The sequence below is a fragment of the Flavobacteriales bacterium genome (assembly GCA_016704485.1).
GTDB lineage: Bacteria > Bacteroidota > Bacteroidia > Flavobacteriales_F > PHOS-HE28 > PHOS-HE28.
This window is the reverse complement of sequence record JADJAA010000001.1, coordinates 2,219,273-2,231,652: the sequence shown is the minus strand read 5'-3', so window position 1 is coordinate 2,231,652 and position 12,380 is coordinate 2,219,273. Positions and strand designations below refer to the sequence as shown.

The 12,380-nt window shown below is 49.7% G+C and carries 10 protein-coding genes; all 10 read right to left on the bottom strand.

Annotated elements, in window-relative coordinates; translation table 11 throughout:
• Nucleotides 1-5: 5 nt before the first annotated feature.
• Nucleotides 6-539 (bottom strand): adenine phosphoribosyltransferase, encoded by a 534-nt coding sequence (locus IPF95_09440; GenBank protein MBK6474920.1) that lies wholly within the window; start codon nucleotides 537-539, stop codon nucleotides 6-8.
• 67 nt (nucleotides 540-606) lie between these two features.
• Nucleotides 607-1,536 carry a helix-hairpin-helix domain-containing protein gene (locus IPF95_09435; protein MBK6474919.1) on the bottom strand — a complete coding sequence of 310 codons (930 nt, stop codon included), beginning with the start codon at nucleotides 1,534-1,536 and terminating at the stop codon, nucleotides 607-609.
• Nucleotides 1,537-1,691: 155 nt separating this feature from the next.
• Entirely contained in the window at nucleotides 1,692-2,597 is a 906-nt protein-coding gene (locus tag IPF95_09430; GenBank protein ID MBK6474918.1) for an NAD(P)-dependent oxidoreductase, read from the bottom strand.
• A 93-nt stretch (nucleotides 2,598-2,690) separates the two neighbouring features.
• Complete coding sequence (locus IPF95_09425; GenBank protein ID MBK6474917.1) at nucleotides 2,691-2,924, bottom strand: PspC domain-containing protein; 234 nt, start codon at nucleotides 2,922-2,924, stop codon at nucleotides 2,691-2,693.
• Complete coding sequence (locus tag IPF95_09420) at nucleotides 2,921-4,336, bottom strand: DUF2851 family protein (protein ID MBK6474916.1); 1,416 nt, start codon at nucleotides 4,334-4,336, stop codon at nucleotides 2,921-2,923. Before IPF95_09420 ends, IPF95_09425 begins: the two co-directional genes overlap by 4 nt.
• Before the next feature lie 307 nt (nucleotides 4,337-4,643).
• Nucleotides 4,644-5,477, bottom strand: a complete 834-nt coding sequence (gene pyrF, locus IPF95_09415) for an orotidine-5'-phosphate decarboxylase (GenBank protein MBK6474915.1) — start codon at nucleotides 5,475-5,477, stop codon at nucleotides 4,644-4,646.
• A gap of 44 nt (nucleotides 5,478-5,521) precedes the next feature.
• The gene (gene prfA / locus IPF95_09410; GenBank protein ID MBK6474914.1) at nucleotides 5,522-6,601 is read right to left on the bottom strand and encodes a peptide chain release factor 1; all 1,080 of its coding nucleotides are present in this window, start codon (nucleotides 6,599-6,601) and stop codon (nucleotides 5,522-5,524) included.
• Between the two features lie 30 nt (nucleotides 6,602-6,631).
• The gene (locus IPF95_09405) at nucleotides 6,632-7,804 is read right to left on the bottom strand and encodes a phosphoribosylformylglycinamidine cyclo-ligase (protein MBK6474913.1); all 1,173 of its coding nucleotides are present in this window, start codon (nucleotides 7,802-7,804) and stop codon (nucleotides 6,632-6,634) included.
• 60 nt (nucleotides 7,805-7,864) lie between these two features.
• Nucleotides 7,865-9,889 carry an OmpA family protein gene (locus IPF95_09400; GenBank protein MBK6474912.1) on the bottom strand — a complete coding sequence of 675 codons (2,025 nt, stop codon included), beginning with the start codon at nucleotides 9,887-9,889 and terminating at the stop codon, nucleotides 7,865-7,867.
• Between the two features lie 143 nt (nucleotides 9,890-10,032).
• On the bottom strand, nucleotides 10,033-12,225 hold the full coding sequence (locus IPF95_09395) for a glutamine synthetase III (protein MBK6474911.1): 2,193 nt from the start codon (nucleotides 12,223-12,225) through the stop codon (nucleotides 10,033-10,035).
• Nucleotides 12,226-12,380: the final 155 nt, after the last annotated feature.

The window sequence follows — 12,380 nt, the reverse complement described above, 5'->3', positions numbered from 1 at the left end:
GGTGTTCAATATGAGATCAAGCGAATGATCTCGGCGTTATAGGGTTCAAGGCGTTCAACGCCGTTCAAGAATTCGAGTTCGATCAAGAAACTAAAGCCCGCAACGATACCGCCTTGTTTTTGGATCAGTTCTGCTGCTGCTACTGCAGTTCCGCCGGTCGCAAGCAGATCATCATGGACGAGCACTCGCATGCCCGGCTTAACGCTGTCCACGTGCATTTCCACCTCAGCACTTCCGTATTCCAGATCATACGTATAGCTCACGGTACGCCAAGGTAATTTTCCTTTTTTCCGCACTGTAACGAATGGCACTTCGAACGCCAATGCCAACGGCATTCCGAACAAGAAACCACGACTTTCAATTCCAGCAATGGCATCCACGTTCAGGTGTGCCAATGCATCCTTGAACCCATGCACGCAATCATTGCTCAGCGTTGGGTCTTCCAGCACTGGCGTTATATCACGGAAAAGGATACCTGGCTTAGGGAAATCCGGCACTGCACGGATAGCGGCAGCAAGACGTGTATTTAGATCTTTCACGATGGGGGTGCGAATTTATACCATTTACCACACGCATCTGATCTGTCTTTATTTTGAACTCGACTCATCACTCCAACCTAAGGTATGGCGCCAACCGATCGTATACGCTATCAGTGACAAGAACGCACTTCTGAATGTCCTCGATCTTCGCAAATGGTCCATGCTGCGATCGATAAGCGATCAATGGTTTGGCGATCTTCCAACGGGCATAAGGGTGTTCAGCCAGTTGCTCTACGGTACATGAATTGATCGGGACATAATGAACGGCATTCGGATCCAGTGTTAAGAGATCCTTGATCCGCGCGATAGCATCCGGCTTGTCACGCAGTACATAGACTTCTTCCAATTGATCGAGCGAATGAAAACCGCCCAGCATATCCCTGTACTTGATGATACCTCTGGCAAAGGAAGGTCCGATCCCTGGCAGACCAACAAGTGTTATGGAGTCCGCGGTATTGACCTCTGTTTTTGTGAACAGCTTCCGGGTATACCGATCATTAGCTACATAGGTGGAGCTATCCTTGGAGTACTTCGGCCATTGTTTCTTTTCATACGGTGGTCGGGCTGCTCGCACATAACTGTCCGGCAGTAGAATGTATGGTTCCAGTCTCACGTACATTTCCGGGCTTATCGTGTACATCCGCTCCACGTCTTTTTTGGAACGGAACTCTCCGCCTTTGGTAACGTACCGTTCAATGCCATCGACCTGTCGTTCGGATAATCCCAGCGCGATCCACTCCGATCGTTCAATGGTATTGGGATCAAACGGGAAAGGCTCCGCTAACTGATCCACGTTCAAGGACTTCTTTGCAGAACGCAATGCCGACCAGGTCTCCATTTCAGCTTTGAGTGCTGTAAGGTCTCTTTCTGATGGCTCGTATACGAATTTCATGTATCCTACCCAAGCCGAGGCGATCAATAGCACCAATACTATCAGAAAGAACCCACGACGTTCACCTGCATGCAAATTCCCTAGGTCCTTGAGCTTTTCCTTCAAGGGTCTAGTATCCGCGATCCTGTGTTGTTTCTTTTTGGCCACAGACAAAGAAAGGCATATTAATAGGCCATCTCAACGATCCCACTTCATGGAGATGGTATTCAACAGCGCACTTCACCAATGGAGAAGACTTCCATGCGAAAGACACTGTTTTTTCACCCCCCCTTCAATTGTTTCGTGAGAACGTCCAACCCTTCTTCGAAACTATGCGGCGTGTAGCCAAGGTCCTTTCGCGCCTTGTCCAATACAAAACCTGTCCGTGGTGGGCGTTCAGCAGGTTGTGAAAGGCTTGCTGAATCAATTCGGGTCACGATCTTATCATCCAATTCATAGTACTTCGCCACTCGTTGGACCAACTCAAGAATGGTCATGCCATCGGGTCCGCACAGATGGTAGACCCCCTGTGCTTTTCGCTTCGCGATGCGGATACACCCATCGGCAAGATCTTCGGCGAGCGTTGGCATACGGTATTGATCATCTACTACATTGATCGGACTTCCTTTTTCCAGTGCCCCTTTTGCCCAAAGCACCACGTTGCTGCGGCTAAGCCCAGCTGCAACTCCATAAACAATAATTGTCCGTGCAATGGCCCAATGTGCAAGGCCTGAGTTCATTACGAGCTGCTCACCATCCAACTTGCTTTGCCCATAAATGCTCAACGGGGCGGCGGCATCCTCCTCTCGATACGGGCCATTCTTGCCATCGAAAATAAAATCCGTACTCAAGAAAATGAAATGGGCATTGTGCTTTTTTGAAGCGGTGATCAAGTTCTCCGTGGCTGTGACGTTCTGCAGTTTACACGCCACGGGGTCCAACTCGCAGGCATCGACATTCGTCATTGCGGCAGTATGGATCACCGTATCGGGTCGAACCGTATCGAACACGGCATCAACTTCACTTTTGATCGAAATGTCCAAAGAACGATAGTGATCTCCAAGCGCATTCGGGGTTCTATCCTCCCCTCTCGATGTCGCGATAAGTGTAACCTCTGGATCATTCCGTAGGGCAGCGATCAGTTTCTGTCCGAGCAAACCATTGCTTCCTGTGATCAAGATCTTCATGGGGCGAAACTAAACCAGCGATCCGGATCAGGTCATATCCGTTACTCGATGATCCAGCTACGAGAATGCAGCCCACATAATAGAGGGCAATTACTATAGTTCCCAAACAGAACTACGCTTGGCGAACGGCCTTTTGATCCGCTCCTTATGTTCCAGAACGAAGGCCATGACCAGATACACGACCAAATGCAGCCCAACTGTAATGAAACTGAGGTAGATGAACGAAAGTCGCACTTGCTCGGTCTTGATGTTGAGCTTTTGACCCCACCAGTGGCAAACGCCGAAAAATTGGCGTTCCAAAGCGGTTTTGGTCCGATCGATCATCATGGATTCTTGAGCAATTCTGCTCCAATGACGCAAGATAAGCAATGACGTTGCCTGCAGTATGAATTCTTAAGTTGGATCAGTGCCTGACTACGCGCCGCATTGGGATTCGGGATCCCGAGTGAGACCCAATTATCCGTGATCGTGTTCTTTTCAGGAGACAAATGCTCCAGAAGGTTGAACGCACGCTCAGCAAGGTGAGGCTGACCCTGAACTTTGCCCATGGCAAAAAGATAGGGCACAAGAACGTTCGCGACCAAACGCTCAGCGCTGGAACGCCCTATCCTTTTGGGCTCGTATTTACTCTCGGAATCGAACCGGTAATGCGTGTTCCAGTATGTTGACGCTTCAAGATCGAACATATCGATCAACGGTTCCGGATCATCATGCTCCAACAAAGCTCCGAAGTGCCCATCGAGGCGTGTGACCAGTGCGGCTAGTTGGGCAATGCGAATGGTCGGAAAATTCGATGGGCGCATTCTTCCGAATTTCCATGCAGCCAGCGGTGCGGGAGTAAGGCCATGCAGTTGGCTCAACACACGATGTTCAGCTTGCAGACCACGTGGATGGTCATCAATGAGATCCGTTCGCAACAGACCCGCCTGACCAAATAACAATGCTTCCGTCCGGAAAGGATCATCGCGGTACTTGAGCAAGTACTTCAGCGGAAGTGAATGTGCAAGCATGGCGAAAGGTTCAGCATTCACCTTGAAGCCGAATCCGTTCAACAGCATATGGTAGAATGTTTCCGCAGGGTCGCCATTCAATTCCTTGTAAACAGTTTCAACACGTGCGGTTTTCTCCTCAAGGCGTTCCACAAGGACACGATCCAACCAAGGGCCTATGCGCGATGGATCCACTCTGTGCACGTGTTCTGCACAAGGCACCTGCTCGCGGTTCTTCATCAGATCAAGGTGAAGAAGCACACGCTCTTTATCAATGCGCCCGGCCAATTCAACGGTAGGTGGAGATTGACCATTCACGGTGTGAACCGCTGTGTCGTAGGTGTGTACCACATGGAGAATGACATTCGTGTATGCAGGGTCATGTTGATGGCCATGCCGATCCCATTCGCTGGCTCGCACATGTACTTCAACGGAACCGACCCATTGTTGTCCATTGATCCGGATCCTAGCGTTGGCGAGATCAGGACCGCTATTGGACTGAATGTTACCCGGATGGAGTATCTCTATGGTGTGGCCGTCTGTGGTGCGGAGGGATCGTGCATCGAACAGGCGACGTTCCCAAAGGAACTGGAGCAAATGCTCACCATAAGGAAAGGAAGGATCAAGAAGCAACGTCCCCACCTCTTCGCTAGGCGTGGGTAACAAGGCGCACTTATCTGCTACCAGCTGGTTCTGCCTTTCTGCATTGCTCTCAAGTGACTTGTACGTAGGATAAGGCCGAATATCCATGGTATTTGCAATTTGACAGGAAAAGTGTCAAACCGGTTGCCAAAAGATACGGATCAAAAAATGATACGGCCGAACAGATCCAGGGCTATTCCTCCGACCCACGCCCGCAGTAAGAAAAAGGAACCACAGATGAACACGGATAATTCCGCCGCACGGCGGATAAATGATCAACACTGAAGCAAGATCTGCGAGTTGACTCCTTTGCGGCTAAACAAATTCACAATTAGTCTTTCCTCGGTAGGGCGGAGTGTTTGAGACCCGATAACCCTGCGAACAGATCACTGCTCCGATCGCCAGATAGCCCAACTCATTTCGCAATGACCCCTTTGGAGATCATTCTCAAGGCCATTGTCCGTTGCAATTCCAAAGCTGCTTTCCGCGCTGCTGGAATACCATCAACTCCTGCACCAGCGTAAAGGATCCCACGCGAGCTATTGATCAGTACACCACCATCCTTGGTCATACACTTATCAAGGACAGCATCCAGATCCCCCCCTTGCGCACCTACTCCGGGAACAAGAAAGAAACTATCAGGTGCGGCTGCTCTGGCCTGCTCCAGAACATCTATATGCGTAGCACCTACCACGAACATTGTATCCAAGGGGGAGGTCCATGAAACAACTGTTCGGATCACGGTCTCGAACAAAGGGCGATCTCCATTCACATTCAAGAACTGGAAGTCCTTAGCACCGGCATTACTGGTCACCCCAAGCACAATGGCCCATTTACCCTTACGCCCAACGAACGGCTCAATGCTATCCCGCCCCATGTAGGGTGAGATCGTCACTGCATCAACACCTAATCGATCAAAGAAGGCTTCGGCATACTTGCGTGCCGTATTCCCAATATCACCACGCTTGGCGTCGGCAATAATGAAGCAGTCTCCCTTGCTCCGGATGTACGCTATGGTTGCTTCCAGATCGGACCAACCTTCATCTCCTAATGCTTCGTAGAATGCTAAGTTGAGCTTGTAAGCAACCGCAAGATCATGCGTTACCTCCACGATCGCTTCATTGAATGCACGTACAGGATGACTTTCTGCCATGAAGTGCTCCGGTACCAAGTGGATCTCGGTATCAAGCCCTACGCACAAGAGGCTCTTCTTTCTGCGGATCATGGCTACGAGCTGATCACGGGTCATAGGGCTAAGGAACGATTCAATGAGTTGATCAACATGATCCTGTTCTATTCAACTTCCGACTTTAGTTTTTCGGTCCTATCCGCCAATTGTAACGCATCGATCACATCCTGAAGATCTCCATTGAGAACCTCCGTCAAATTGTGAACCGTAAGTTCTATGCGGTGATCGGTGACGCGGCTCTGAGGAAAATTGTACGTTCGGATCTTTGCGCTGCGATCTCCACTGCTCACTTGGCTCTTTCGGTGCGCCATTAGCGCCGCATTTTCCTTGTGAAGACGTTCCTCATACAGCTTATTCCGCAGCATTTGCATTGCTTTCAAGCGGTTGCCAAGTTGGTTACGCTCCGTTTGACACATGACCACCGTGCCTGTCGGAATGTGGGTCAAACGCACTTTGGTCTCCACCTTATTCACGTTCTGCCCACCTGCTCCGCCGCTTCTGGCCGTTTCCATCTTAACGTCGGCATCCCGCACTTCCACGTCGAACTCTTCTGCTTCGGGTAGGACCGTAACCGTCGCTGCACTGGTATGTATGCGTCCACTGGCCTCCGTTGTCGGTACCCGTTGAACTCGGTGGACACCTGCTTCGAACTTCAATACGCCGTAAGCACCTGAACCATTCACATTGAAGATCACTTCCTTGTAACCACCAGCAGTTCCTTCGCTTACATCGGCCACCTCGATCTTCCACCCTTGGCCTTCGCAATACCGGGTATACATGCGGTACAGATCACCGGCGAACAAACTTGCTTCATCTCCTCCGGTACCGGCACGTACCTCAACCGTACAATTCCGTTCATCGTTCGGGTCCTTCGGCACCAAGAGCATACGCACCTCTTCGTCCATGGCCTCTATTGCCACTCGGAGATCATCGCGCTCGGAACGAGCCATATCAAGCAGTTCGGTATCCTTCTCGGAACGCAACATTTCCTCTGCACCGGAAAGGTCATCATGCATTTGCCGATACCTACCGAATGCCAGATCGATCGGTTCCAGGTCGCGGTAATTCCGATTAAGCTCCACAAAACGTTTCTGGTCGGCGATCACAGTGGGGTCAGCCAGTTGTTTGCCGATCTCCTCCCGGCGGTCATGCAATGCAGAAAGTTTTGAAAGTAGCGTACTCATGGTCCGTTCAACAAAGCACCTGTTGCTCGTTCAGGCGGTGTATATAAAAATGCCTTGTGGGCTCGTAAGAACAACTTCCTTCTTGTCTGCTTTCTCTACCCTTCCGATCACTTTGGCTTCGATCGCAAAGGTGTTGGAAATAGCGATGATCTCTTCCACAATTTCACCAGGAACATAAAATTCCAAACGATGTCCCATATTGAAGACCGCATACATTTCCTTTGGGTCAGTTCCGCTCGTGCGTTGAATTGCAGCGAACAAAGGAGGTACAGGAAAAAGATCATCCTTGATGATACGTAGTCCTTCAACGAAGTGAAGCACTTTTGTTTGCGCACCACCGCTGCAATGCACCATGCCATGGATGTGTTCCCGCACGGTTGCTAGTACCTTTTGCACAATGGGCGCATACGTACGCGTAGGAGAAAGCACAGCTTGTCCGAAATTCAACGGTGTGCCTTCCAATGGATCCGTCAGTGCTGCCTGACCGCTGTAGACCAGGTCACTCGGAGTACTTGGGTCGAAGGTCTCGGGGTAGGAAGTTGCCAATGCCTTGCTAAAAACATCATGACGGGCACTGGTCAATCCGTTGCTGCCCATACCTGCATTGTACTGATCTTCATACGTTGCTTGTCCGGAACTGGACAAACCAACGATCACATCGCCGGCCGTTATGCGTGCATTATCGATCACCTCATCGCGCTTCATCCTACAAACGACCGTGCTATCCACGATAACGGTGCGCACGAGATCCCCAACGTCCGCGGTTTCCCCGCCGGTACTTCGGATCCCGATCCCGAGATCGCGCATTTTTTGAAGGAACTCCTCGGTTCCATTGATCAATTCAGAGATCACTTCACCCGGGATCAACCCCTTATTACGACCGATCGTACTGCTGAGCAGGATATTATTCGTCGCGCCCACACACAAGAGATCGTCCAAATTCATAACGATCGCATCCTGTGCAATGCCCCTCCACACACTGATATCACCGGTCTCTTTCCAGTATGCGTAGGCCAATGCACTTTTTGTTCCGGCTCCATCGGCATGCATCACCAAACAATGATCAGTGCTCCCTGTAAGATCGTCTGCAACGACTTTGCAGAACGCCTTTGGGTAAAGCCCTTTGTCCAACTTGGCAATGGCCTGGTGAACGTCTTCTTTGGAAGAGGAAACACCGCGTTGTGCGTATCGTGAAGCACTCATGGGTCCAAAATAGAAGAGCACCCACCGATCGGATGGATGCTCTTTACATCATTGTTCGAGCTAATTCTCAGGCTCCGGCGCGGGAGGGGTGCCACCTTCCTTTGGTACAAAATCCCAACGCAATACGCGGAATTCCGTACGGCGATTCTGCTGGTGCGCAGCTTCCTGCTCTTCCTTGGTCTTCATTGCTGCGATCTGTTTATCCGTGATACGCAATTTACTTTCTCCATATCCTTTCGGAACCATACGTGCTGGATCGATCCCCTTCGTAACAAGATAGTTCACGCAGCTCTGTGCACGATTCTGAGAGAGGGTCATGTTCCTCGCATCATTATCCCGGCTATCGGTGTGTGCACTCAACTCGATCACAATGGTAGGATTATCGATCATGGTTTGGTAGAGTGTTTCAAGGCTATCCTTGGACTCCTCACGCAGGAAGTGCTTACCGAGGTCATATTGAACCTCAGGTAACTTAATATCCACGACGGATCCTTCGATGATAGTAGGTTGCAAGAAATACTCCTTTGCGAAGGTGGTACTTTCATTCAACCCAACGGTAGTGACCTGATCCTTCACGACAAGGTATCCTTCTTTCTCGGCCAAAATGCTATAGCTCGTGTTCTCTTTGATATAGCGGTCCTTTCCATTCTCTGCGAAGTTGAACCCACCATTTTCGTCAGTGGTCGCACTGAAGTTGGATCCATTCGTGCCTACAACACTGATGTTCGCTCCTGAAATAGGGAGACTAGTGATCTTATCATAGACCGTACCTTGAAGTGCGAACTCCATGTTCGGCATAAAGAAGCGCCAGATATCATCCATACCCTTCCCTCCTGGGCGGTTACTGGTGAAATACCCGCGATCCTCCTTTCCATCGTAGATGATACCGAAATCATCATAGGGACTGTTCAACGGAGCCTTCAAGTTCTCTGGAGCTGTCCATTTTCCCTCTCCCGCTGGTTCAGCACGGAACTGATCCATGCCACCCATTCCCGGAAAACCTGATGTTGCGAAATACAATGAACCGTCCTCACGCACGAACGGGAACAATTCATCTTTCGGGGTATTGATATCTGCGCCAAGGTTAACAGGCGTGCCAACAGGCTTACCGTCCTTATCCAATTTAATGGAATACAGGTCCTTTCCTCCTTTATGCCCTCCAAATGGCACGTTGGAAGCGAAGATCATCATCCCGTCATCTGCTGTAAGTGCCGGATGGCCAACGGTCATGCTATCATTCTTATCCTTCTCCGGCTTAAGAACCAACATTTCCGGGGCGCTGTAATTATTACCTACCTTCTTACTCACCCAGATGTCACAACCGTATACTTTCTTTTTCTCCATAGGGCAACGCGTGAAATACATCAGGTTGCGCTTTTCGTTGAAGATCGGTGCACCTTCGTTACCAAACGTGTTCAATTCGGAAGGTAATTTCGTTGGTTCGCTCCACTTGCCCAAGCGGTCACGTGAACTCGTGAACAGATCACTGAATGAAGTACCGATGATCTGATCAATGTCGGTTCCACTGGCACCCGAGCGGGTACTGGTGAAAACAACGATCTCATTTTTCTTATCCGCAAATGCCGGCGTAAAATCGTAATCCGGTGTATTCAAAAGAACTTCTGGGTCTACGCTATAACGTGTAGGACTGTCCTTCCACTTCTGTGCGTTCTGACAAGCGAGGATACTGGCATCAGCACGCATATCATTCGGCTTTTTCTCTTTGTACTTATTGAATGCTGCGATCGCTTCGGCATACTTGCCTTGCTGCTTCAATGACTCACCGATCCAGTAATAGGTTATCGGGTCAGCATATTGGGCCTTGTTGGCCTTCTCATACCAGACCTCACTTTGTTGGGCATCACCCAAAGCACGGTAGCTCTCGCCCACTTTAAAGATCAGGTCGGCTTTAGCACTTGCGGTCTTTTCAACCGTATAGGCCTTTTTATAGAGTTCGATCGCATTGAAATAGAACCCTTTATTGAATGCCTCATCTGCTTCTACGGCAAGTTTACCTTGTGCTAACGTAACTGTGGTCAGCAACATTCCGAAGCTAATGGTGGTCAGGTACTTACTTATCGTCATGTGGTGGTTGGCTGGTCCTATTTCTTGTGGTCCGTGCGAAGATAAGCAGATCCTGCAATGCTCCGCATCAACTTTCTAAGTTGCCAAAAGAACGAAGAATTTCGGATGTTCCGCTCGAAATAATTCCAAAATCACATTCGACCTTAGCGTGTATACAGTAATTCACGCATTTTGGGTAGCGGCCAGAGTTCATCGTCCACCAGCAATTCCAACTTATCCGCGTGATATCGGATGGTGTCCAAACACGGACGGACATGATCACAATAAGCGATTGCTTTATCCCGCATTTCCGACAATAGATTCGCCTTTTTGCGTTCTGCCACCATTCGATCGACCATTGTTTTGATCTCACCGATATGGTCACTCATCTCTTCGATCAAGCTAACCTGCGTAGAACATGCTTTCTTGGCTTTTTCAGCGGATAGAACTTCACGTAATCCTTTCACATTCGTGATCAACCTGTTCTGGTATGCGATCGCCGTCGGAATAATATGGTTCTGAGCGAGATCACCGGCAACGCGGCTTTCGATCTGTATCTTCAATATGTAACTATGAAGCATGATCTCATGACGTGCTTCAAGTTCCACAGCGCTCATGACCTCCAGTTCCGCGAACAGCTTCTTCGTGTCCTTGTGGGCCCAGATATCCAAGGCGCGCGGTGTATCCTTAATATTCTTCAGTCCACGCGATGTGGCCTCTTTGACCCATTCCTCACCATAGCCATTCCCCTCGAACCTGATCGCTTTGCTGCTAGCGATGAGATCTCGAAGGACGCGCAGAATGGCTTCATCCTTCTTGGTTCCTTTAGCGATCAACGCATCAACATCCTTTTTGAATTGACGCAACTGGCTTGCAACAATGGTATTAAGGACGGTCATTGGACCAGCGCAATTCGCGCTACTGCCTACTGCACGGAACTCGAATTTATTACCCGTGAAAGCGAATGGGCTTGTGCGGTTTCGGTCGGTATTGTCCAGCATCACACTAGGAATACGACCAATATCCAATTTCAGTTCGGTCTTCCGATCCGGGGTCATGACTCCCTTAATGTTCTTTTCCAGTCCATCGAGCAAATTGCTCAAATGGTCACCAATGAACGCCGAAATGATCGCTGGAGGTGCTTCGTTGGCGCCCAACCGATGGTCATTTCCCGCACTTGCAATGCTACCGCGCAGCACATCCGCATGCGTATGGATAGCCTTGATCGTATTCACGAAAAAGGTAAGGAACTGAAGGTTCTCTTTCGGCGTTTTAGCAGGTCTAAGCAGGTTTTTACCAGTGTTGGTAGCAAGGCTCCAGTTGTTGTGTTTTCCACTACCGTTCACTCCGGCATACGGTTTCTCATGAAGTAACACACGGAAATCGTGTTTCTGCGCTGTTTTCTCCATGATGTCCATCAACAGAACGTTATGATCCACAGCTAGATTGAGTTCCTCAAAGACCGGTGCACATTCGAATTGGTTAGGAGCAACCTCGTTGTGACGGGTCTTCACCGGAATTCCGAGCATCAATGCTTCCGTCTCGAAATCCCGCATGAAAGCACGGACTCTATCCGGTATGCTACCGAAATAATGATCCTCCAGTTGTTGTCCCTTAGCAGGTAGGTGTCCGAACAGCGCTCTGCCGGTCATCATGATATCCGGTCTCGCGAAATAGAGGGCCTTATCAATAAGAAAGTACTCCTGTTCCCAACCCAGCGTTGCGTTCACCTTGGTAACATCCTTATCAAAGTATTGGCAAACCGCAGTAGCTGCTTCATCCATAGCATGTATGGCCCGAAGCAATGGCATTTTGTAATCGAGCGCCTCACCGGTGTAGCTGATGAAGATCGTGGGTATACATAACGTGCGACCGATCACGAACGCAGGACTGCTTGGATCCCAGGCGGTGTATCCCCTTGCTTCGAACGTATTTCGGATGCCACCATTCGGAAAGCTGCTGGCGTCCGGCTCTTGTTGCACCAAGAGGCTACCATCGAATCGCTCAATGCTACGCCCGCCGCCGATCGGTTCAAAAAAGGCATCATGCTTCTCTGCGCTCAGCCCGGTCAACGGTTGAAACCAATGTGTGTAATGCGTTGCGCCTTTTGTAGCTGCCCACTCCTTCATTCCACTGGCCACTTGGTCCGCGAGTTTTCGATCGATGCGCTGGCCGTGTAAACTGGCTTGCCTCACAGCATACCATGCCTCTTCAGTGAGGAACATGCGCATGGCATCGTCATTGAACACATTCGCACCGAAGTAATCACTGATCTTTTGTGAAGGGGGCTCGCTGAATTTGGGTTGGCGAGACATAACTTCCTCAATTGCTTTAGCTCGGTTGCGGGGGGTTGACATGGGAAAATGGTATTTTCTGGCACAAAGGTATGTTCAGATAGGGGGTACCGAATAAATAATACCATATTTTCTTATCAACACCCCAAAAAAAATCAGCCGAGCGCGGAAAAACAAAATTCCGAACTATCCAATCGCACGTCCGTGTTGAAACCTGA